We start from the raw sequence: 23,379 nt of genomic DNA on the forward strand, positions 1-23,379 counted from the left end.
TGAGCGCCGGTAACATTAGGGCAATCCTATGGCTACTCCCACAAAACCCACCCCAGACTCCCCTGCCGGCGAACGCATCGAGGACATCGATGTCACGACCGAGATGCAGGGCTCGTTCTTGGAGTACGCGTACTCCGTGATCTATTCCCGTGCGCTTCCCGACGCACGCGACGGCCTCAAGCCGGTTCAACGCCGAATTTTGTACCAGATGAGCGAGATGGGGCTGCGCCCCGAAAAGGGCCACGTCAAGTCCTCGCGCGTCGTCGGCGATGTCATGGGAAAGCTCCACCCCCACGGTGACGCCTCCATCTACGACGCCATGGTGCGACTGACGCAAAGCTTCATCCTGCGAGTGCCGCTCATCGACGGCCACGGCAACTTTGGTTCATTGGATGACGGCCCCGCTGCTCCCCGGTACACAGAAGCTCGCTTGCAGGCATCCGCTATCGCGATGACGGATGACCTCGACGAGGACGTCGTTGATTTCGTGCCCAACTACGACAACTCGACTACGCAGCCCGAGGTTTTGCCGGCGGCGTTCCCGAACCTGTTGGTCAACGGTGCAAGCGGCATCGCCGTGGGTATGGCCACCAACATGGCTCCCCACAACCTCATCGAGGTCGTCGGTGCGGCGCAGTACCTTCTGACGAACCCCGATGCCTCGCTCGAAGAACTCATGCAATTTGTTCCTGGCCCTGATCTCCCTACCGGCGGAAAGATCATGGGGCTTGCTGGAGTGAAGGATGCCTACGCGAACGGTCGCGGCGCGTTCAAAACCCGCGCCACGGTTGCGGTTGAGTCGATCACTGCCCGCAAGATGGGCCTTGTCGTCACCGAACTTCCCTACTTGGTCGGCCCAGAGCGCGTCATCGAGAAGATCAAAGATGGCGTCAACAACAAGAAGATCGTGGGCATCTCCGATGTCACCGACCTCACTGACCGCAATCACGGTCTGCGTCTTGTTATCGGCATCAAGACCGGCTTCAGCCCGGATGCCGTACTCGAGCAGCTTTACCGCCTAACCCCGTTGGAAGATAACTTCAGCATCAACGCGGTCACGCTCGTTGATGGTCGGCCGCAAACTCTCGGACTCAAGGCTCTGCTCGAGGTCTTCCTCAAGCATCGCCTGCAGGTTGTCACGCGTCGCAGTAAGTACCGCCTTGCGCGCCACCTTGAGCGCCTTCACCTCGTTGAAGGCTTGCTCATCGCGATCGTCGACATCGACGAAGTAATCCAGGTCATTCGCCAGAGTGACGACAGCGACCAGGCTCGCACGCGCCTGCGCGAGGTGTTCGATCTCAGCGAGTTGCAGGCCGAATACATTCTTGAGCTGCGCCTGCGTCGTCTCACGAAGTTCAGCCGTATCGAGCTGGAGGCTGAGGCCGAGAAACTGCGCGCAGAAATCGCTCGTCTTCAGGCGCTGCTCTCGGACGACAAACTCATCCGGGCCCTCGTCTCAGAAGAACTCGACGCCGTTGCCGATAAGTTCGGGACCCCGCGACGCACGCTCCTCACCGAGGCGCCCTCCTCGATTGCAACGACATCACGAGCAGCAGCGCGTAAGAATCAGGCCGTGCTCGAGATCGCCGATGAACCCTGCATCGTCTTGCTCTCCACGACGGGCCGGATCATCCGAGTCGGCATCAGCGAAGGCGACACGGTTTTGGCGGCGTCACGCCGGTCGAAGCACGACGCAATCCGCTCGCGTGTCACCACGACAACGCGAACTGAGATCGGCGCGATCACAAACCGCGGCCGCCTCATCCGATTCACCGCTGTAGATCTACCGAGCGTCCCGACCAGCTCTGTTCAACTTGGGGCTGGCGCAAAAATCAGTGAATATCTCACGCTAGAGAAGAAAGAGCGTGTTCTCGCGATCGTGTCTCTCGACAGCGACGAGCCCATCGCGCTTGGCACCCGCCAGGGCACCGTCAAACGCGTCACGCCCGGCGTGTGGCCATCGAAGCCCGAGTTCGAGATCATCTCCCTCAAAGCTGGCGATGAGCTTATTGGTGCAGCTCATAGCGCGGATAATGCAGAACTCACGTTTGTGACCTCCGACACTCAACTGCTGCACTTTGCTGCCTCGGCGGTGCGCCCGCAGGGTCTCAGCGCCGGAGGAATGGCAGGCATCCGGGTAAGCGCCGGAGCCCAGGTTATCTTCTTCGACTCCGTAGATGCCGACGCAGAAAACGTCGCGGTAACAGTCTCGGGATCGAGTGTCACCATTCCCGGCACCGACCCCGGGCGCGTCAAGCTCAGCGAGTTCTCGCAGTTCCCGGCCAAGGGTCGCGGTACCGGGGGTGTTCGCGCTCACTCGCTGCTCAAGGGCGAGGACGTCCTGACGCTCGCGTGGGTCGGCCGAGTTCCCGCTACGGCGGTCGGAGCCGATGGAGCTGTACGGCAGCTGCCGACCGAGCGCACAAAGCGTGACGGTTCAGGCGTGCCTCTCGATAGCGTGATCGGATCGATCGGCTTCACTCCGTAACCGGCACCAACCGCGCAACCCCACGCACGCAACGACCGAGGGCCGTTACCTGATTTGTTCAGGTAACGGCCCTCGGTCGTTGAAGATCGATTGCTTGAGACGCCGCCAACGAACGATGAACGCCCACGACGACCCCCGAGCTAGACGTCGATACGATCCCGATCGAGACCTTGACCCTGGATGATGAACTCTTTACGAGGAGCTACCTCGTTGCCCATGAGAAGCTCGAAGACCGTGCCAGCGTTCTCAGCATCCGCAATGTTGACGCGACGAAGAACACGGTTGTTGCGGTCCATAGTGGTAGTCGCCAGTTGGTCGGCATCCATCTCGCCCAGGCCCTTGTAGCGCTGAATCGGGTCTTGGTAGCGCTTGCCCGACTTCTTCAGCCCCGCCAGAACTCCGGTGAGTTCTTTTTCTGAGTACGTGTAGATCGTTTCGTTCGGCTTGGAACCCGGGTTGATCACGACGACGCGGTGCAGCGGTGGCACGGCGGCGTAGACACGCCCATCGCGAATCATGTCAGGCATGTACCGGAAGAACAGCGTCAGTAGCAGAGTACGGATGTGGGCACCGTCGACATCGGCATCCGCCATGATGATGACCTTGCCATAGCGAGCAGTAGAAAGATCGAAGCTGCGCCCCGAGCCCGCACCGATAACTTGGATGATCGACGCGCACTCGGTGTTCGACAGCATGTCGCTAATCGATGCTTTTTGAACGTTGAGGATCTTGCCGCGGATCGGAAGCAACGCCTGGTACTCGCTGTCGCGTCCGAGCTTTGCCGTGCCGAGTGCAGAATCACCCTCAACAATGAACAGTTCACTGTTGGCAACGTCGTTGGAACGGCAATCGACGAGCTTCGCCGGAAGGCTGGAACTCTCGAGAGCGTTCTTGCGCCGCTGGGTTTCCTTGTGAGCTCGAGCAGAAATACGCGACTTCATCTCGGCAACGACCTTGTCGAGAACAAGAGCCGCCTGCGATTTGTCATCGCGCTTGGTGGAGGTGAAGCGTTCAGAAAGGGCAGTCGCCACGACCTTGGCCACGATCGCGCGCACAGCCGGCGTTCCCAGAATTTCCTTAGTTTGGCCCTCGAACTGCGGTTCAGGGAGTCGAACCGTCAGCACGACGGTGAGCCCTGCAAGCACATCGTCTTTGTCGAGCTTGTCGTTGCCGAGCTTCAGCCGGCGCGAGTTCTTCTCTGTCTCTGCCCGCAGGAACTTGAGCAAGCTCTGCTCAAATCCGGCGAGGTGCGTTCCGCCTTTCGGCGTCGCGATAATGTTGACGAAGCTCTTGACGACCGTGTCATAGCCGGTGCCCCAACGAAGCGCGACATCGACTACACAGTCCCGCGACACTTCGGTCGACACCATGTGCCCGTTGTCTTGCAAAACCGGCACACTCTCGGTGAAGCCGCCAGAACCGGTCAGTCGCCAAATATCGGTGATGGGCGGATCAACCGCGAGGTGCTCAACAAACTCCGAAATGCCGCCCTCGAACGAGAACGACTCATGACGAGGTTCTTCGCCTCGCTCATCCGACACGTTCAAGGTGAGATTAGGCACGAGGAACGCTGTTTGACGAAGGCGGTCGATTAGTCCATCTGACTGGAAAGTCGCCCCCTTCGTGAAGATTTGACGATCGGCCCAGTAGCGCACTCGCGTACCAGTACGCCCCTTAGGCACCTTGCCGACAACGCGAAGCTCACTACCCGAGACAAACGCGGTGAAGGGAGCGTCCGGCGTTGGTTCGCCCGAATCGGCAAAAGTACCTGGCTCGCCGCGATGGAACGACATGGCGTAGGTCTTGCCGTTGCGGTCGACCTCCACATCGAGGCGCTCCGACAACGCATTAACGACTGAAGCTCCAACACCGTGGAGTCCGCCAGACGCTGCGTAGGATCCGGAGCCAAACTTGCCACCCGCGTGCAGCTTGGTGAACACGACTTCAACGCCGGTAAGGCCAGTCTTAGGTTCGACATCCACAGGGATACCGCGCGCCTTGTCACGCACTTCGACACTCTCATCGGCGTGAAGGATGACGCTGATCTCAGAACCGTGACCATCGAGAGCCTCGTCAACCGAGTTATCGATGATCTCCCAGAGACAATGCATGAGTCCCCGCGAGTCGGTGGACCCGATGTACATACCGGGACGTTTGCGAACGGCTTCTAGCCCCTCGAGCACGGATAGGTGACGGGCTGAATAGTCAGAGCTCGCCATAGTAATCTCCTAGGGTTTGAGAACGGAAGGCCACATTCAAGACTACGTTCTCTGCACGACATTGCCGCTCACCGACACCCATCACGCTGTGGCCGAGGCCGACGTTCCGGATGCGGTACGCGCTGAGCGAAATGCCTGCAATGTAGGAAGAATCTTCAGGCGCTCGTGCTTGTATAGGCGTACGGAATAACAACCGCAAGCAAGAAGAAGGAGTAGGCCATGTCGAACATTGCAACAGAAGACACCCCAGTCGATGAGATGGACTACACCCTCACGGCGATCGATCGCTGTGACAGTTGTGGCGCGCAGGCATATATCCGCGCGACCCTCGCCAGTGGCGACCTCCTCTTTTGCGCCCACCACGGCGCTAAGTTCAAAGACAAGCTGTTTCCCACCGCGCTCAAGTGGCACGACGAGTCCAGCCGTCTGACTGCCTAAGCTTTCGTTTAGCATCATCAGATAGTTAGCTCGCTTGCCGGCACGTGTGTCGGTGTGACCTTCGTAGGAGAACTGTGAAGCGCATCCGACACTACGTGTCGCGTCTTGTCTCGCTCGACGTAAAGAACATGCTCGCTGTGGCCCGGGCCATCAGCTCGCGAAGCCGCACCCCGGTGTTCTTCATCCTCATTGACATGGTGTGGTGCTCACTGGTTTACCAGGCCGGCTACCTCGACTACGAAGAATTCGAGTTCAACGTACTGAGTCGTGCCGAACGCCGCACCTGGATCACTAGCGGCAACGCGAATTCCATTGTCGTCAAGTACAACCAGCGCGATTTTCGCGAACGGTTTTACGACAAGCCCACTTTCAATAAGACCTTCGACGAGTGGCTCGGGCGTGCATGGCTCGACCTGAGAACCGCTTCGGAAAGCGAGTTCGTCGAATTCGTCGAGAACCACGATCCAATCATGGTCAAAGTCGTCGACAGCATGAGCGGTGCCGGGATCGAAAAGCACGGCGGCGATGACTTCGACGATGCTCATGCGCTCTATCGCGAGCTCATGAACAAACGCCAATTCCTCGTTGAAGCCTTTATCGAGCAGCACGAGGGCATGTCGGCACTATGCCCCACGAGCGTCAACTCTTTGCGCATGATCACCTTCTTCGATGGCACCGAGGTTCACATCATGGAGGCTGTCTTACGCATGGGCAACGGCGCCGATGTCGACAATTACGGTCGCGGCGGCATGTATACGGTTCTCGACGAAAAGACCGGCATCGCTCCCTATGGGGCGTTCGACAAGTACGCCAACACCTTCACCGAACACCCCCAGACGGGAACGCCCATCGTCGGATTCCAGGTGCCGCTCTACGACGAAGTTCTTGCCACGCTCGACACCGTGGGCCGAGTGATTCCGGAAATTCCTTACGTGGGCTGGGATGTCGCCATCTCCCCCACCGGACCAGCCATAATCGAAGGAAACTACAACACTGGCGTGTTCCAGATGAAGCCGAGTCTCACGGGAATCAAGACAGGACTGCTCCCCAAGTTCCGCGAGGTAATCGACTTCTAGAGGCTCACGCGGAGCTCTCGCCGATCGTTCGTTCTTCGCAAGAATCCCTAAGCGCGACGGATGACGCCGAGCGGAGTGCTTTGGTGATCCTGCCCGAGAGGGTTGTCTTTCAACACCTTCAGCACGAGTTCATTCGTTGCTTTAGTAGCGGTCGAGCCTAAGATATTGCCACCGAAGTCGTTGATGTCAACGACGAGCACGTCGATCTTTCGACCGAGCGCGGCAGCGATGTCGGCGGCAACACCATCCGGACGAGCCGGGCCAAGTACGACGTGAGAGTCGTACGGCGGAATCGTGTTTTTCGTGGGCCCATCGATCGCGCGAGCCTTGGGCCCTGCAATTCGGTAGAAGTCACCGCGACGGCCTACGAGCTTCGTGACAGCAGCGACGGCTGCGGCGAACAGGATGCGCGGAGTCCCGCACTCGCGCAACGCCATCTCCATGGTCTCAGGCATCCCGAGGCCAATGCCGTGAGATGTCTTAGTCACGTACTTCGACAGGAAGGTCGCAAGCTTGCGCGGCTCTACCTCAGAGATCGGGTAAGCCCGCCCCTGCGTGATTCCGACGATCTTCTCCGTGACAAAGAGCAGGTCTCCATCACGCACGACATCGGCCGCGTACTCCGAGACGACCTGAACGATGTCGTCTTCACGAACCACCAAACGAGTCTTGATGGGAAGCCGTTCGTAAACGGCACCATCGACCTCGACGGTGAGACTCTTACCAGCGTTCGCTTCAGCACCCATTGTTGGCCTATTCGAGGTAGTCGCGCAGTGACTGCGAGCGTGACGGGTGGCGCAGTTTGGCCATCGTCTTTGATTCGATCTGACGGATGCGTTCACGCGTTACGCCGAACGTGTCACCGATCTGATCGAGAGTTTTCGGCATTCCATCGCCCAGGCCGAAGCGCATGCGGATGACGCCGGCTTCGCGCTCGGAGAGGGAATCGAGAAGGCTCTCCAGCTGCTTCTGCAGCATGGTGAATCCAACGGCGTCGGCAGGAACAACAGCTTCGGTGTCCTCAATGAGGTCACCAAACTCGCTGTCGCCGTCTTCCCCGAGCGGCGTGTGGAGCGAAATAGGCTCGCGACCATACTTCTGAACTTCAACGACCTTCTCGGGCGTCATATCCAGTTCGCGCGAGAGCTCTTCTGGAGTGGGCTCGCGGCCCAGGTCTTGAAGCATCTGGCGCTGAACGCGTGCGAGCTTGTTGATGACTTCAACCATGTGCACGGGGATACGAATCGTGCGAGCCTGGTCAGCCATTGCGCGGGTGATCGCTTGGCGAATCCACCACGTGGCATAGGTCGAGAACTTGAAGCCCTTGGTGTAGTCGAACTTCTCGACCGCACGAATGAGGCCTAGGTTTCCCTCTTGAATGAGGTCCAAGAACTGCATTCCGCGCCCGGTGTAGCGCTTTGCAAGCGATACCACCAGACGCAGGTTGGCGCCGAGCAAGTGGCTCTTCGCGCGCTGGCCGTCCTTGGCTACCCACTGAAGTTCGCGGCCGAGGGTCGAACGAACTTCGCCGGGTGCCATCTGAGAAAGCTTGTCTTCTGCAAAAAGGCCGGCTTCGATACGCATGGCCAACTCAACTTCTTGAGCAGCGTTGAGCAGCGCGACTTTACCGATTTGCTTCAGGTAGTCCTTGACGGGGTCTGCCGTGGCACCGGTAATGGCGGCCGAGTACACGGGAACGTCGTCTTCGTCGTCAACCAGCGAGAGAACGAGAGCACCCGTGGGCAGCGCCTCGTCTTTACCCTTTGACTTCTCTTCTTGATCGTCTTCGGGCTTCGCTTCTTCGCCGTCAGCCTCGACGATGTCGTCAGCTTCGGCGGCAGCCTTCTTGCCACGCGTTGCAGGCTTCTTCGCGGCCGGCTTTTTCGCAGCGGGCTTCTTAGCGGCAGACGCAGCGGCAGTTGACTTCGTTGTCGTGGCCTTCTTTGTCGTGGCCTTCTTCGTTGTGCTCTCGGCGCCTTCAGCGTCAGTCGCTACTTCTTCAACTGCGTCGGCAGCTTTAGTGCGCGTTCCAGTCTTCGTGGCCGCCTTTGCGGGGGCCTTCTTTGGTGCGGATGCAGTCTCCGCAGTCTTAGTTCGGGTCGCCATGTGAACACCTTTCCGAGGTTTTCGGGCAGTACTAAGACCCATGTCAAGTCTCTGACTGTTCCGCCGCATGGCGAAACAGAACCAGAATCAAGACCGGGTCTTACTCCTATTATGCCACGCTTTTCTGATGCTCTGCACCAATGCTCACAGGCGACGGACCCTGCACGCGATCGCGGTAGTGAGAACCTGTCATCTGCACCGCCCCGGAGACGCGCTACTTACAACGGAGGCTGCGAAGCGCTGTCATCATCACCAGCGCGACGAATAGCGAGAAACTTCTGCAGCTCGGCAGCAATCTCGTCTGCCGACGGCAGTTCGCCATCTTCATCCGTAAGGGGCGAACGCATAGGGTTCTCCTCCATGTAATTGTCGTGGCGCTCTTCAAGCGTTCCCACGAGCTTCGCAAGCTCTTGATTGCTTTCGACCTGGCCATCGATCTTGGCCACGAATTCTCGACCTTCCTCCCGGAGCCGGTCTGTGGGGAAGATGAGACCAGTTGCAGCACTCACGCTCTCGAGTGCAGTAACAGCCGCCGTCGGCCACTCCGTGTCTGCGAGGTAGTGCGGAATCAACAGCACGAACCCGGCGGTGGGATGCCCAAGCTCCTGCAATCGGAATTCAATCAAGTGCATCGCATTGGCCGGCACTTGGGTGTGAGGTTTCCACACCGACATCGAGTCGATGAGTTCTGAGCGGTTTCCGCTGACCGTGACCCCGATGCTCCGGGTGTGAGGAACAGGCATGGGGATGGCATGAACCCACGTCGTGGACTTCACATCAAGCTTCGAAATCAATCGCAACACCGCTGCGGAGAAGCGCTCCCACTGAAAGTCGGGCTCGTATCCGGTCAGCAGCAGGAAGGGTTGCCCCAACTCGTCTTTGGCTAAGTACAGCTCGAGTTTCGCCGGCCGGTAGTCGCTCAAGTGATCTTGGTCGAAGTAAATAGTCGGGCGCCGCGCTCGGTAGTCAAGGAGTGCATCGTTGTCGAACGACGCAACGACGGTGCGCTCGAGAGTGTCGAGCAGGTACTGACTGAACTGGCTGACAGCACCACCGGCATCCGCGAAGCCAGTCAGACCGGCTACAAGGGGCAGGCCGCGCGGCACACCAGCAACATCGGTCGCGATGTCATATAAGCCGGCAGGATCTCGCATGCTCCCACTCTAATCGCGGGCACGACAGCATCCTCTTCAAACGCCTCCACAGCATCATGCTCCTAGCGAACATGCAGACGGATGCTGGCTATCATGAGGATATGACCGTTGCTACGTTGCACTTGTCCACCTCGTCCGCCTCTGAACTCGAATCCGATGTTCTCGTTATTGGGGTGGTGAAGACAGACTCTGGCCCCAAGCTCGTCGACGCGTCGCCAGAGCTTTCATCGTTCGAGCAGTCGCTGAGCGTCATTGGCGCCACCGGGGCTGCTGATGAGCTTTTCCGCATTCCTGCTAACGGCATTACTGCGCCTGCAGTCGCCTTTATCGGTCTCGGTGACTCCTCCCCCACAGCCGAGAGCCTGCGCTACGCGGCCGGTTCCGCTGCTCGTCAGCTGCGCGGCGCCGCACACATCGCGTTAGCCCTCGGCGCGGAGTCACCGGAGGACACGCTCGCCGTACTCGAAGGCGCAGCCATCGGCGCCTATTCGTACGACGCGTACCGTTCCACCGCCCCTGATGCTGCGAAGAGCCAGGCGAGCAGCATTACTGTTCTTAGCCCAGTGACGGATGCCGCGCTCATCGAGCGCGCCAGCATCATCGCCCACGCGACCCACGTGACGCGCGACCTCGTGAACGAAGCTCCTCGCGAACTCTACCCAGCTACCTTCGCGGACCGCGCCAGCGAGCTCGCCTCACTCGCCAACGTTGAAGTAGAAGTGTTTGCCGAGAAGGAACTAGAAGAAGGCGGCTTCGGCGGCATCCTAGGAGTTGGCCAAGGATCGACTCGAGGACCGCGCCTCGTCAAGATCAGCTATACGCCGACTGACGCAGCCAAGCATCTTGCGCTCGTCGGCAAGGGAATCACTTTCGATTCCGGCGGGCTCTCGCTCAAGCCGGGTCTTTCCATGATCGGTATGAAGTTCGACATGAGTGGCGCCGCAACGGTCATGGCCGTCGTAGAGGCCTGCGCAAAACTCGGCACCAATGTGCGCCTCACCGCCTGGCTCTGCCTGGCCGAGAACATGCCGTCAGGCAGCGCCATTCGTCCCAACGACGTGTTGACCATTCGCGGAGGAAAGACCGTCGAAGTGCTTAACACTGACGCCGAAGGGCGACTGGTCATGGCCGACGGGCTGGTAGCGGCCAGCGAAGAGAACCCGGACGCCATCGTCGATATCGCCACTCTCACCGGTGCCGCTGTCGTTGCCCTCGGTAACCGCTACGCCGGAGCCATGGGCGATAAGGCCTTGGTAAACCAAGTCGTCGCTGTCGCAGATCGAGTAGGCGAACCTTTCTGGCCGATGCCGATCAGCCCCGAGCTGCGTCCTTTGCTCGCATCAGACATCGCCGACATCGCAAACATCAAGCCGGGCAATACTGCCGGTGGCATGCTCATCGCCGCCGCCTTTCTCAAAGACTTCGTGGGAAAGCGTCCTGATAGCACCGAGACGATCCCGTGGGCGCACATCGATATCGCTGGTCCGTCCGACAACCGCGGTGGCGGCTGGGGTTACGTCGGTAAGGGAGCAACCGGAATCGGTGTTCGAACACTCATTGAACTGGCCGAGGAATTTTCCCGTCCGTAGTAAGGTTTTTTAAACGCGGATTCTTTCCGCACCATCCGGTCGCACGGATTACAGACGATGCGTTCCGGCGAACAAATTCCTTACAGAGGAGCTGCTGTATTGGCTGAGCACAATTTTGACCTTGTCGTTCTTGGTGGAGGAAGTGGTGGCTACGCAGCAGCGTTGCGCGCCGCCGAACTCGGTATGACTGTTGGCTTGATCGAAAAGAACAAGCTCGGAGGCACCTGCCTGCACGTTGGTTGCATCCCCACAAAGGCACTGCTGCACTCAGCAGAAGTGGCTGACGTCACCCGCGAAGCCGCCAAGTACGGCGTCACCACCACCCTTGACGGAATTGACATCGCCGGCGTCACCAAGTACCGCCAGGACATCGTCGCGAGCAAGTACAAGGGCCTTCAGGGCCTCGTGAAGATGCGCGGCATCACCGTGATCGAGGGCGAAGGCAAGCTTGTTGCCCCGAACACTGTTCAGGTGGGCGAAGACACTGTCGTGGGCAAGAATGTGATCCTTGCGACTGGCTCGTACTCGCGAAGCCTCCCCGGTCTCGAAATCGGCGGCCGCGTCATTACTTCGGAGCAGGCGCTCGAGCTCGACTTCGTTCCCAAGAAGGTCGCCGTTCTCGGTGGCGGCGTCATCGGCGTGGAGTTCTCCAGCGTATGGAAGAGCTGGGGTGCCGACGTCACGATCATCGAAGGTCTTCCCAACCTCGTCCCGAACGAAGACGAGTCGGTCAGCAAGCAGTTCGAGCGCGCATTCCGCCGCCGTGGAATCAACTTCCACACGGGCGTTCGCTTCAAGAGCGTTGAGCAGAACGATGACGGTGTCGTCGTGACACTCGAAAACGGCGAGACCGTTGAAGCAGAACTTCTGCTCGTCGCTGTCGGCCGTGGCCCGTCTACTGCAGGCCTCGGCTTCGAAGAGGTCGGCATCGAGATGGATCGTGGCTTCGTTCTGACAAACGAGCGACTCGCAACCAACGTTCCCGGCGTCTACGCCGTGGGAGACATCGTTCCCGGACTCCAGCTCGCGCACCGCGGTTTCCAGCAGGGAATCTTTGTTGTCGAAGAGATCGCCGGCCTCAAGCCGATCGTGATCAACGACCTCAACATCCCCAAGGTCACGTACAGCGACCCCGAGGTTGCATCGATCGGTCTGAGCGAAGCTAAGGCCATCGAGGCGCACGGCGCTGAAAACGTGAAGGCATACGACTACAACCTGGGCGGCAACGGCAAGAGCGCCATCATCGGCACCGCTGGCTCGATTAAGGTCGTTCGCGTTGTCGACGGCCCGGTAATCGGAGTCCACATGATCGGAGCTCGCGTTGGCGAACTGATCGGTGAAGCACAGCTCATCGTCAACTGGGAAGCACACCCCGAAGACATCACGCCACTGCTTCACGCACACCCCACCCAAAATGAAGCCCTCGGCGAGGCATTCCTCGCTCTGGCAGGCAAGCCGCTTCACGCGGTCTAGGCTCCGCCTCAACCACGGAACTAAGCTATTGATGACAAGCATCACAAAGGAGCAGTACTGATGAGCGAATCCGTTAACCTTCCGGCACTCGGAGAGAGTGTCACCGAGGGCACGGTGACCCGCTGGCTGAAGCAAGTCGGCGAGCGTGTAGAGGTTGACGAGCCCCTGCTCGAGGTCTCGACTGACAAGGTCGACACGGAGATTCCGTCTCCCGTCGCCGGTGTCATCGAAGAGATCTTGGTTGCCGAAGACGAAACAGTTGAAGTGGGCACCGCGCTCGTAAAGATCGGCGACGGTTCGGGTGGCGGAGACGCTCCCGCAGAAGAAGCCCCCGCTGAGTCGGCACCTGCTGAAGAAGCCGCACCTGCTGCTGAAGCGGCGCCGGCTGAAGAAGCCGCACCCGTTGCTGAAGCGCCGGCCGAGCAGGCTGCGCCTGCAGCGGAGGCTCCGGCAGCCGAAGCTCCTGCAGCGGAAACTTCTGCAGCCGAGGCACCCGCAGCTGAAGCGGCACCCGCTGCCGAGTCTGCTGCTCCTGCCGCGACTGAGCAGGCTCCAGCGGTAGCCCCTGAGGCTCCTGCCGAAGACGCTACTCCTGCTGCGGAGGAAGCGCCCGCCGCTGCCACCGAGGCAGAAGCACCCGCCGCTCCCGCTGAAGAAACTGCACCTGCAGCAACTGACTCGGACGACAGCGACGACTCGCAGGCTGGATACCTCACTCCTCTCGTGCGCAAGCTCGCGAACGAGCGTGGTGTCGACCTGAGCACGATCACGGGAACGGGCGTCGGCGGCCGCATCCGCAAGCAGGATGTTCTTGCCGCAAGCGAGCAGGCCACGAGTTCGGCACCGGAAGCCGCAGCACCCGCTGCCGCATCGGCTCCGCTCGAAGTTTCGCCGTTGCGCGGAACCACTGTTCCGATGTCGCGTTTGCGCAAGGTCATTGCCGAGCGCGCAGTGCTGTCGATGCAGTCGTCGGCACAGCTCACGTCAGTCGTCGAAGTTGATGTCACCGCTGTTGCGAACTTCCGCAACAAGGTGAAAGATGACTTCCTCGCCAAGACCGGCACGAAGCTTTCGTTCCTGCCGTTCTTCGCTCTGGCTGCAGCGGAGGCACTCACCGCGCACCCGATCATCAACGCGACAATCGAGGACAACTCGATCGTCTACCCGGCGCAGGAAAACATCAGCATTGCTGTTGACACCGAACGTGGATTGCTCACGCCCGTCATCCGCGACGCTGCCTCGCTTGACATCGCAGGCCTTGCTGGCGAGATCGCTGATCTCGCAGCTCGCACCCGCGACAACAAGCTCACTCCTGACGAGCTCTCGGGCGGAACGTTCACGTTGACCAACACCGGTTCACGCGGTGCCCTGTTCGACACTCCCGTGGTGTTCTTGCCCCAGTCGGCAATTCTCGGAACCGGAATTGTCACCAAGAAGCCCGTCGTAATCAGCGACGCCAATGGTGACTCGATCGCGATCCGTTCGATGGTCTATCTCGCACTGAGCTACGACCACCGCATCGTTGACGGCGCGGATGCCGCAGGCTTCCTCGTCGACATGAAGAAGCGCCTCGAGGGTGGCGACTTCGCCGACAAGCTCGGAATCTAAGTTATCCCGCATCATCGAGGGAGCGTATAGCTCCTGATTCGCCAACCGGCCTCGCCCTTCACCAGAAGGAGCGAGGCCGGTTCGCTTTCGTCCCCAGGCGTTTCAAACTCGAAGAGCACGCTGTCGCCCAAACGCTGCACCTCCACGGCACGAGCCGCGTCGAAAAGCACGACAGAGGAGAGTTCTGCGCCCTCGATCACCTCGCTGATCATGGCCGAGTCCGCCGCGAATGCTGGCGATTCGCTACGCGACACCGCGTCGAGACACTCCACTGAGAGATCCCGAAGACAATCTGCGCGAGTCGCCAAAAGAGTGGGGAGCGCCTCGAGCGGGTCCTCGGCTAGTCCACCGGCACCACTCGTCAACTCGATCTCCGGGACAGCGGCAGCGTCTCCATCGCTGCTCGGTGCCGCGCCGGCAGCCGACACATCCGGAGTATCGCTTCCGCTATCGGGGGCGGAGATTGCGCGGGAGGCTTCTGCGCTGGCATCCGCGCCCGCATCCGCATCATCGGAAAGCAGTATTGTTGCAGCCAGTCCGAGCGCGAGAGCTCCCGCTGCGGCGATGAACCATGTTCGCTTTCGGACCGGTGCGCACCACTTTCGCGCCGAGCCAACCACGCCGTCGAAGAATCCGCGGATACGGTGAGCCGTCTCGACGACGCTGCGCTGAATACCAGGCGGCAGCGCGAATACAGCACCCCATTCAGACTTCACGCCCTCGGGCAGCGTCGTCACAAGTGCGCTGCGGTCGAATAGGACCGGCTCAGAGTGAGCAGCCGGGGATTCGCCCTCCAGCTCGAGCCGCACGGGTTCGGGTGCCCCCAGTTCAAAAAGCTTGCGTTCCCAATCGAGCTCCCACACAGACGTGGCACTCTGTTCAATGTCACTCAGCCACTCCGTGAGCTCTGCGGCACGTCGCTCAATTTCTCGGTCCGCTCTAATAGCCGCAAGTACTCCACACGCAAGGGTAGCGAAGTTCATGCGATCCGCCCGGAATGCGGAGTCCCACTGCAACTCCTTCGGCGTGGGAGAGGTCTCCCTCGACTGCGCGTGTTCCCACTCGGCGAAGAATGGGCGTCCTGCCGCATCGAAATGGATGCCGTCTGGTGTGATTACGCTCAGCACGACGCCAGCGCGATGAACCCGACCTAGAGCAGCGCTCAGTGGAGCCAGAATCGTGATCGCTTCGCCTGGCCGCAATGCCTCGCGCTCCCGCAAGAGGCGGCGAAGCGTTCCTCCGCTCTGCCACGACGATACGATCACAGGTGAACCATCGGGAGCTGACGCGATGTCTTCAACCGGGCACACGGACTCCCCGTTCGCTCGGACGCCGCACTCGATCTCCGAGAGTATGCGCGATATCGCGGCGCCCGCCTCAAAGCGCTTGACAGTCTTCAACTCGGCAAGCGCTGCTTCGCCCTCGTGGGCGCTCGAACGGACCAAGATCGTCTGAGCCTCAGTGTTTTCTTTCAGTGACCGAATCGTGCGATAGCCCGCAATAGTGTTCTCATTCACCCGCTCAGCTTCGCGTGTTGGTGAGTCGCGATGGAGCTCGCGCACGAACATGGGGATCACGGTGAGGGTGCCGGAAACTGGAGGACTAGAGCTCTCGATGCTCGGCTTCCCGCGGGCGAAACGACATCTTTGCCCTCGTCGAATTCATAGAACCGCTGGAGGCCTTATCCTAGAACCATGGCACGCAGCGAAAAGACCCCCAAGGCTCAAAAAGAACCCGGTCGCATCAAGCAGATGTACCAGGTTTTCCAGATGACGCGACGGTACGACAACCTCGCGATTTGGTTCTTCCTGTTGGCCTTCCTGCTGCCGATTCTTGTCGGACTCGCCTTGGCTTTCCTTCTATCGTCAGAGAACGTTCTCGGCTTCGTGCTCTACATCGTGGCCGGCGTGATGGCAGGTCTTCTCGCCTTCCTCATCGTCTTGGGCCGTCGCGCCGAACGCGCTGCGTACTCTCAAATCGCAGGTCAGCCCGGAGCTGTAGGCGCCGTCTTGAAGAGCTCTCTTCGCCGCGGGTGGACCGCAAGCGAAATGCCCGTAGCGATTAGCCCCAAGACTCAAGATGCTGTCTACCGCGCGGTCGGCAAGGGCGGCATTGCGCTGATCGGCGAGGGTCCCCGCAGCCGCACCCAGAAAATGCTCGAAGATGAACGTCGCAAGATGAACCGCTTCCTACCCAACGTTCCCGTGCACTTTATCTACGTCGGCCCCGACGCTGACTCGGTAGCACTGCACAAGCTCGCGCCGGCACTCGGTCGACTCAAGAACGTACTGCGCAAACCAGAGATCCTCGCCATCACCAACCGACTGACCTCACTCGATAAGAACAGCCTTCCGATTCCCAAGGGAATCGACCCGATGAAGGCTCGTGCTCAGCGTTCGCAGCGCGCCTAAGCTTTTCATTACCGAAGCCGACATGCCCCAGGGCGTGTCGGCTTCGTGCGTTAACCGCCGTGACTTCCGTGCCGGTCGCGGGACTAGCGACGCACCAAGAGCGTGCCAGCGAGACGATCGTGCATACCGCGCTGATCGACATCCCAAATCACTGCAGGAATGACCAGTGCCATCAGAATTGTGCGGACAAGCGGACGCCAGACGCCCAGCATGCCACCGGTCACCGGCACTACTCGCATTCCGGTAATCAGATGACCGAAGCTTCCATTGGCCGTGATCAGCAACACGACTTGGGCCGCCACGAAGATGCCGAGCGTGGCAAAAGCGTCGTAGTCGAAGAAGGCGATTGAGACGACAACCGCAAAGCCCCAATCGATAGCGAGGGCCACTAACCGTCGGCCGAAGCGACCTATTGATCTCGGGCCTTCCGCGGGAAGTCCGATTCTTTTACCTGGCCACTCGTCGGGGGTTATTGCTTGCTGGTTCACTTCACCAGCCTAACGAACGGTAGGCGCGTAACATGCCGGAAACATTTCTGACGTGACGTCGAAACTCGGGTTCTGTACCCTAAGAGGTGGCTGTAACGACAGCCGATCACCAAATGAACCCCTTGGAGTTCCACTCAATGTCTCATCCGAAGTTTACCAATTCGTCTGAGGTTCTTGCTTTCATCAAGGACACAGACGTCAAGTTCGTCGACATCCGGTTTACCGACTTGCCCGGTATCCAGCAGCACTTCAACATTCCCGCAGCCTCAGTCGACGAAGACTTCTTCGCTGTCGGCCAGCTGTTCGATGGTTCATCGATTCGTGGCTTCCAGTCAATCCACGAGTCGGATCTCCAGCTGATCCCCGACGTCACTACCGCGTACGTCGACCCCTTCCGCGTCGAGCGCACCCTCGTCATCATCTTCGACATCTACAACCCCCGCAACGGCGAGATCTACGCTCGCGACCCGCGCCAGGTTGCCAAGAAGGCGGAAAAGTACCTTGCTTCAACGGGAATTGCGGACACCGCATTCTTCGCCTCCGAAGCAGAGTTCTACATCTTCGACGACGTGCGTTACGAAGTGAAGGCCAACAAGAGCTTCTACGAAGTTGATTCCAGCGAAGGTGCCTGGAACAGCGGCCGCACCGAAGAAGGCGGAAACCTCGCCAACAAGACCCCCTTCAAGGGCGGCTACTTCCCCGTCTCCCCCGTTGACCAGCACGCTGACCTCCGCGACGACATCGTCGTGAAGCTCATCGATGTCGGACTCGAGGTCGAGCGCAGCCACCACGAGGTCGGCACCGCAGGCCAGGGTGAGATCAACTACAAGTTCGACACTCTCGTCCACGCCGGTGACGACATCCTCAAGTTCAAGTACATCGTCAAGAACACGGCGAACGAGTGGGGTAAGACGGCAACGTTCATGCCAAAGCCGCTCTTCGGCGACAACGGTTCAGGTATGCACACCCACCAGTCGCTCTGGAACGACGGATCGCCGCTGTTCTACGACGAAAAGGGCTACGGCGGACTCAGCGACACTGCTCGCTGGTACATCGGTGGACTCCTCAAGCACGCTCCTGCTGTGCTCGCGTTCACGAACCCCACGGTCAACTCGTACCGTCGCCTGATCCCGGGATTCGAAGCTCCCGTAAACCTCGTGTACTCGGCTGGAAACCGTTCAGCTTCCATCCGTATCCCGATCACGGGAACGAACCCCAAGGCCAAGCGCATCGAATTCCGCGCGCCTGACGCTTCGGGTAACCCGTACCTCGCATTCGCGGCTCAGCTCATGGCTGGCCTCGACGGCATCAAGAACAAGATTGAGCCGCACGAGCCCGTTGACAAGGACCTCTACGAATTGCCTCCCGAGGAAGCACGCCTGATTCCTCAGGTTCCCGCTTCACTCGAAGAGGCACTCGTTGCCCTTGAAGCCGACCACGAGTTCCTCATGGAAGGCAACGTGTTCACCAAGGACCTCATTGAGACTTGGATCGACTACAAGCGTACGAACGAACTGCTTCCGTTCGCACAGCGCCCGCACCCGTACGAGTACGAACTGTACTTCGGCGTCTAAGCGCTCACACAGCACAGAGTGGGGCCGCATCCTTCGGGATGCGGCCCCACTTCGTTAACGACTCCGAACTAGCCCGCTGCTGCCAACTGCGGCATGCGCCGCGTGAGGTCGACGCCGCTGCCGTCAATAGCCGGAGCCTGAGAGGATGCCGCCCCGAGTCCGCTGAATGACCAGCCAGCAGCACGCCACGTCGCAGCGTGCAAGCAGTTTCGGGCATCGATCATGACCCGGCGGCCGACGAGAGTACCCAGAGCAACCGGATCGCTCGAAGTGAACTCGTCCCATTCCGTGAGCACAAGCAATGCATCGGAACCTGCTGCCGCCTCGTCGACCGAACCCACATAGGTGAGCGTGGGGAACATCCGCTGGGCCGTTTCAGTGGCTTCCGGGTCATAGACCACCACTTGAGCCCCGCGCAGGTGCAGCGCTGCTGCCACGTTAAGCGCTGGCGAGTCTCTCACGTCGTCGGTGAGCGGTTTGAAAGCAGCACCCAGGATTCCGATGCGACGGTTGAGCACTGAGCCTCCGCAGGCGTCGATGGCCAGACCGATTACCTGGAGCCGCTGCGACATGTTGATCTCATCGACCTGTTGAAGCAGCGCCGCAGCCTTCGTCGCGCCGAGTTCACTCGAGCGGTGGATGAGAGCGCGAATATCCTTCGGCAGGCAGCCCCCACCGAATCCGAGGCCCGCGTTGAGGAACTGCCGGCCGATGCGCACATCGTGACCGAGCGCATCCGCCAAGACCGCCACGTCGGCGCCAGCGGAGTCACACACCTCCGCGATCGCGTTGATGAAGGAGATCTTGGTGGCTAAGAATGCGTTCGCGCTCACCTTGACGAGTTCTGCCGTCGGAAGGTCACACACAATTACGGGTGTACCCGATTCGATGGGGATCGCGTACACCTGGCGAAGCGCCGCTTCCGATCGGGGAGAGACTCCGCCCAGCACAATGCGATCTGGGCGCAGCGTGTCCTCGACAGCTTTACCCTCACGGAGAAACTCGGGGTTCCACACCAGTTCGACCGCGACATCCAGAGGGGCCGCATCCGCAATGATGGAGCGCAAGCGTGCCCCTGTGCCCACCGGCACCGTCGACTTGCCGACGATGAGCCCGTCGTGCGTGAGATAGCGCGCCACCTGTCGCGTCGCTTCTTCGACATAATCGAGGTTCGCCGCGTTACTCCCCCGCTGCTGCGGGGTACCCACACAGATGAAGTGGATGTCGGAGTTCGCAGTAGCCTCTGCCAGGTCGGTCGTGAAGCGAAGTCTCCTGCTCGCGACGTGCGTGCGGATGAGCTCAGGTAATCCCGGCTCGAAAAAGGGAACTTTTCCCTCGCTGAGTTGCTTCACCTTGGCGGGATCGGTGTCGACCCCAATGACGTCGAAGCCCATCTCGGCCATCGCGGCGGCATGGGTTGCTCCGAGATAGCCGGTACCGACGACGCTCAAGCGGGGACGCTCAGCGCCGCCCCACTGACCGATGATCTGCCCTGCTGCGGATGCTGCTGTGCTGTTCATATCGTTCTCCTTATTCATCGGTTCAGCGTGTTGTGAGGGTGAAGTCGCTATCGGGTCTCGCCAGGCCTTCAATGAAGGCCGTGAGCGAGTCAGCACGGGAATCAATGCGCCAATCGTTCGTCGCACGCTCCCCTTCTACGTAGGAAGTGACTGCCAAGTTGAACCAGGAAATTCCGATGATGTCGTCATTTTCTGGTTTTGCAAGTGATTCGAACAGCGTGGAAACCCACTCGGCTTTATGGCCTCCTGTTTCTGATGCACCGATTTCGGTGAGGAAGATCGGTTTGTCTGTGATGCGCCGCAGTTCAGCGAGACTCGCGTCGAAGGTGTAGCTGAAGGTGAAGTCGTTCTCAGCGATGTACGGCGGTCGGAGGTAACCGGATAGCCCCACCCAGTCCACGTACTCGTCGCCGGGATATAAAGCGTCGAGGAAATCAGACGATTGATGGGTCGCGGGCAGATTATTGATGATGTTGGGAGACCAAATCCAGACCACAAGATCATTGGCGCCTTCTTCGGCGAAGATGTCGTGGACGTGCTGCCACATGGCGACGAAGTCCCCGACGCCATTCGAGTTGATGGAGTTGCCTTGCCCATCCGTCTCAGACCACGGGTACCAGACACCGTTCATCTCGTGGTCGAGGCGGATGCCGAGGGGTAGCCCTGTAGCAACGATGTCCCGTGCGTACTGGTGAAGGTAGTCATCGAACGCACCAGCAACGCCAGCCTCGGGGTCACCGATGATCGTCGGCAGGGTGTAATCAGGCTCGATGACTTGATCGTTTGCCGCGCCGATCGGACGTGACTCCCAGGTCAGAATGGGAAGCGTGTCTCGTTCCCACGATCGCGTGACCGCATTTGCCCTAAAGTCTTCATCCCAGCCGCCGAAATAGCCCACCGCGTTGGGGGTGCTGCCCAACTTGTCTGAAACCGAGTCGTACGTTGCCCAGTTGAACGGTGCTTGCTCCGTGAATAGCCCCAGATAGGACGAGGCGGGATTCACGATCTCGGCTTTGGACGGCGCCGTTATTCCTGCCGTGATCGACGGAGTCTGCGGTTTGCTGGAGGTTGATGGTGCTGGCGCTGCGGAGTTTGCCGACTTACTAGCTTGCAAAGCCTTGAGCGTGCCCTCGACCGACCACAGTTCCTGCTGCAGCGCAGCAGACTGGGCGTTCGTCTCCGTCAGGTTCTCCTTGGCGACATCAATCGATGCTTCAAGCCCTTCGATCTCGGAGAGAAGATCGTCTCTCTCCTCCTCCCACGCGGCTCGTTCAGCCGCCAAAGTCTCTGCTCCGAGCACGCTCTTCGCGGCGTTGCTGAGGGTTTGATTGACGGGACTAGTCGGTGAGATCCAGACGAAGGCGCTAGTCGCGCCGAGCGTGAGAATTAGTGCGGCGCTTCCGACGCCCGTCCAGCGTGTTCTCGCGCTACTGACTGCCCACCATGCTGCGGCGCTACTACTGATTGCGGAGTTACGAGAAGAAAACAATGGATACCGCCTCTACTGCAAAGATCGAAATGCCAATGACGTAAGGCCACGCGGCCTTGGGGTTGAGCCGACGTGCAGGAGCTGCTTTCGCTGCCACGCGTGTTGCGCGTCGTGGCGGCGCTTCAAGCACAGCCACCGCCCCGGCAGGGCTCGCCGGCTGGAAATCGAGATCAGCGATAGCGTTACGGTCAGCATCGAGTTGTTCGACGAGAAGATCATTGGAGTTGCCACCCGCGTACGCCCCTGCCCGGGTGCCCCAGCCGCTGGCGTGGCCCATCTTGAAGAAACCAATGAGTCGGATGGGCATGAGGAACGCCGTCGAAACGATAATGAAGGCCGGAAGCCGGAAGAAGTCCATGGGCTTCTCAGAGAGGTGGCGCACTTGCCGAATCGCCATGCTCACGACCGAGGAAACGACCATGAGGCCGAGCACCAAAAGCACGCCGCTCTGCACTCCGTATTCCGAGAGGAAGCCTTCGTAGAAGTTGTATCCCTGCCCGCTCACGGCCCTATAGATCCAGCCCGCTATTACTCCCGCAAGCAGGAACGGCAGGATGATGTCCATAATGAAGAAGACGGCGAGTACGGGAGCGTGCCCTAGCATCCAGGGGAGCATCCGAAGTGTGTTGTACTGACTGCCCCGTGCCCACCGCAGTTGCTGCTTGTACAGCTTTTTCACCTCAAGCGGAGCATCGGTGTATACCAGCGAGGTGTGTTGGTACACCGTGCGATGACCCTCCTGAAGCGCGAGGTTGGTGAGGGTTCGATCGTCACTGACCTCGAGAAACACGCCCATGAATCGCTCATTCATGAAGCGGTCCATCACGCGCATCATGATCGACCTGCGGAACGCGATCGTGCGTCCGGGCAAGCATCCCACTTGGCCGAGCACGCTCTGAGCCGGCATTGAGTACAGCGCCCGCGAGTTTTCCAGCCAGTCCGCCCAGCGGGTAATCCAGCTTCGTTCCGGCTCCAGGATGCGCTGCCTCGTCGTGACCCCGCCCACTTTGGTATCGGCGAACGGACGAACCAGCTCTGACAATGTGTTGTCTGTCCACACCGTGTCGGAATCGACAAGCACGGTGATGTCGCCTGTCGACAGCTCCGTGCCGATCATTACGGCATTGCGCTTGCCCGGGATGGGAGTGTGAACCCACCGCACCAGCGGCGCGAACTCTTCGCTGATTCTCTCCAGCGTGGGGTTCGGCGCACCGTTGATGACCACGATGATCTCGGAGGGCCGCTGTTCGACCATACGAGCGAGAACGTCTCGAAAGAGATCCTCGGGCTCGTCCAGCACTGGCACAACGACACTTGTCGTGCCCGTAAAAGTGCCCGTATACGGTCGATACCGCGACGACAGAATGACCTTGAGCAGCCAGAGCGCCCAGATAAGCGATGAGTAGATGGCGAACATATAGATCTCGGGGTGACCCTCGATCATGTGGCGAAGCTGCAGAATGAAAATAAACACGAATGCCCCCGACTTTGTCATTGTGAAAGGTGATCATCCGCGACGCTGAGGATGCTTCTCAGCGCTGAGTTGCTTGATTATTGCCCGCTAGTTTCGCCAGCCGCAAGGCTCCTGTTTCGGCAGGTTGCGACACAAAGTGGTCTCGGTCGCAGACGCCGCGCAGTCGCGATGTGGGCCTTTCGGCTGACGTTTTCGGGCGACTATTACTCCTCGCTCTGCGACGTCGAGCGAAGGCTCGTTAGCTGTATCGACACTCGGTCACTGAGGCAGAG

At 59.8% G+C, this 23,379-nt stretch carries 17 protein-coding genes; 8 read left to right on the plus strand and 9 right to left on the minus strand.

What is annotated here, in order from left to right:
- The first annotated feature begins 28 nt into the window (after window positions 1-28).
- Window positions 29-2,488, plus strand: a complete 2,460-nt coding sequence (locus ACWTV3_RS01885) for a DNA gyrase/topoisomerase IV subunit A (protein ID WP_498476585.1) — start codon at window positions 29-31, stop codon at window positions 2,486-2,488.
- Window positions 2,489-2,628: 140 nt separating this feature from the next.
- Here ACWTV3_RS01885 and ACWTV3_RS01890 read toward each other — a convergent pair whose 3' ends face one another.
- Complete coding sequence (locus ACWTV3_RS01890; protein WP_498476586.1) at window positions 2,629-4,707, minus strand: DNA gyrase/topoisomerase IV subunit B; 2,079 nt, start codon at window positions 4,705-4,707, stop codon at window positions 2,629-2,631.
- A 219-nt stretch (window positions 4,708-4,926) separates the two neighbouring features.
- On the opposite strand from ACWTV3_RS01890, the gene ACWTV3_RS01895 reads away from it, so the two are divergent.
- Window positions 4,927-5,145, plus strand: coding sequence for a DUF7455 domain-containing protein (locus ACWTV3_RS01895; protein WP_100388879.1), 219 nt, complete (start codon window positions 4,927-4,929; stop codon window positions 5,143-5,145).
- A 74-nt stretch (window positions 5,146-5,219) separates the two neighbouring features.
- Window positions 5,220-6,221 (plus strand): sugar-transfer associated ATP-grasp domain-containing protein, encoded by a 1,002-nt coding sequence (locus ACWTV3_RS01900; RefSeq protein ID WP_498476587.1) that lies wholly within the window; start codon window positions 5,220-5,222, stop codon window positions 6,219-6,221.
- Between the two features lie 47 nt (window positions 6,222-6,268).
- Here the strand turns inward: ACWTV3_RS01900 and ACWTV3_RS01905 are convergent, their stop codons facing one another.
- The 3 genes from ACWTV3_RS01905 to ACWTV3_RS01915 form a co-directional block, all read right to left on the minus strand.
- A complete protein-coding gene (locus ACWTV3_RS01905; protein ID WP_100388877.1) occupies window positions 6,269-6,967 on the minus strand; it encodes a coenzyme F420-0:L-glutamate ligase in 699 nt (232 codons plus the stop codon).
- 7 nt (window positions 6,968-6,974) lie between these two features.
- Window positions 6,975-8,327: an RNA polymerase sigma factor gene (locus ACWTV3_RS01910; protein ID WP_498476588.1), complete on the minus strand. Its 1,353-nt coding sequence runs from the start codon at window positions 8,325-8,327 to the stop codon at window positions 6,975-6,977.
- Between the two features lie 218 nt (window positions 8,328-8,545).
- On the minus strand, window positions 8,546-9,481 hold the full coding sequence (locus ACWTV3_RS01915) for a proteasome assembly chaperone family protein (protein WP_498476589.1): 936 nt from the start codon (window positions 9,479-9,481) through the stop codon (window positions 8,546-8,548).
- Window positions 9,482-9,582: 101 nt separating this feature from the next.
- Here ACWTV3_RS01915 and ACWTV3_RS01920 point away from each other — a divergent pair, with 101 nt between their 5' ends.
- The 3 genes from ACWTV3_RS01920 (at window position 9,583) to sucB (ending at window position 14,151) form a co-directional block, all read left to right on the plus strand.
- Window positions 9,583-11,070: a leucyl aminopeptidase gene (locus tag ACWTV3_RS01920; RefSeq protein WP_498476590.1), complete on the plus strand. Its 1,488-nt coding sequence runs from the start codon at window positions 9,583-9,585 to the stop codon at window positions 11,068-11,070.
- A 99-nt stretch (window positions 11,071-11,169) separates the two neighbouring features.
- A complete protein-coding gene (lpdA, locus tag ACWTV3_RS01925) occupies window positions 11,170-12,543 on the plus strand; it encodes a dihydrolipoyl dehydrogenase (RefSeq protein WP_498476591.1) in 1,374 nt (457 codons plus the stop codon).
- Window positions 12,544-12,603: 60 nt separating this feature from the next.
- A complete protein-coding gene (gene sucB, locus ACWTV3_RS01930) occupies window positions 12,604-14,151 on the plus strand; it encodes a 2-oxoglutarate dehydrogenase, E2 component, dihydrolipoamide succinyltransferase (RefSeq protein WP_498476592.1) in 1,548 nt (515 codons plus the stop codon).
- A gap of 11 nt (window positions 14,152-14,162) precedes the next feature.
- Here the strand turns inward: sucB and ACWTV3_RS01935 are convergent, their stop codons facing one another.
- Complete coding sequence (locus ACWTV3_RS01935; RefSeq protein WP_498476593.1) at window positions 14,163-15,668, minus strand: hypothetical protein; 1,506 nt, start codon at window positions 15,666-15,668, stop codon at window positions 14,163-14,165.
- 177 nt (window positions 15,669-15,845) lie between these two features.
- Between ACWTV3_RS01935 and ACWTV3_RS01940 the strand changes: the two genes are divergently transcribed.
- Window positions 15,846-16,562 (plus strand): DUF4191 domain-containing protein, encoded by a 717-nt coding sequence (locus tag ACWTV3_RS01940; protein WP_498476594.1) that lies wholly within the window; start codon window positions 15,846-15,848, stop codon window positions 16,560-16,562.
- Window positions 16,563-16,645: 83 nt separating this feature from the next.
- On the opposite strand, the gene ACWTV3_RS01945 is transcribed toward ACWTV3_RS01940, so the two are convergent.
- Entirely contained in the window at window positions 16,646-17,050 is a 405-nt protein-coding gene (locus tag ACWTV3_RS01945) for an RDD family protein (protein ID WP_498476595.1), read from the minus strand.
- A 137-nt stretch (window positions 17,051-17,187) separates the two neighbouring features.
- On the opposite strand from ACWTV3_RS01945, the gene glnA reads away from it, so the two are divergent.
- Window positions 17,188-18,624, plus strand: a complete 1,437-nt coding sequence (gene glnA / locus ACWTV3_RS01950; protein WP_498476597.1) for a type I glutamate--ammonia ligase — start codon at window positions 17,188-17,190, stop codon at window positions 18,622-18,624.
- A 68-nt stretch (window positions 18,625-18,692) separates the two neighbouring features.
- On the opposite strand, the gene ACWTV3_RS01955 is transcribed toward glnA, so the two are convergent.
- The 3 genes from ACWTV3_RS01955 to ACWTV3_RS01965 are packed head-to-tail and all read right to left on the minus strand — an operon-like array spanning window position 18,693 to window position 23,107.
- Window positions 18,693-20,144 (minus strand): UDP-glucose dehydrogenase family protein, encoded by a 1,452-nt coding sequence (locus ACWTV3_RS01955; RefSeq protein WP_498476598.1) that lies wholly within the window; start codon window positions 20,142-20,144, stop codon window positions 18,693-18,695.
- 22 nt (window positions 20,145-20,166) lie between these two features.
- Window positions 20,167-21,633, minus strand: a complete 1,467-nt coding sequence (locus ACWTV3_RS01960) for a glycoside hydrolase family 26 protein (protein WP_498476599.1) — start codon at window positions 21,631-21,633, stop codon at window positions 20,167-20,169.
- The gene (locus ACWTV3_RS01965; protein ID WP_498477928.1) at window positions 21,617-23,107 is read right to left on the minus strand and encodes a glycosyltransferase family 2 protein; all 1,491 of its coding nucleotides are present in this window, start codon (window positions 23,105-23,107) and stop codon (window positions 21,617-21,619) included. The genes ACWTV3_RS01960 and ACWTV3_RS01965 overlap by 17 nt, the downstream gene beginning before the upstream one ends.
- Window positions 23,108-23,379: the final 272 nt, after the last annotated feature.

The sequence above is a fragment of the Salinibacterium sp. AL4.1 genome (assembly GCF_059767305.1).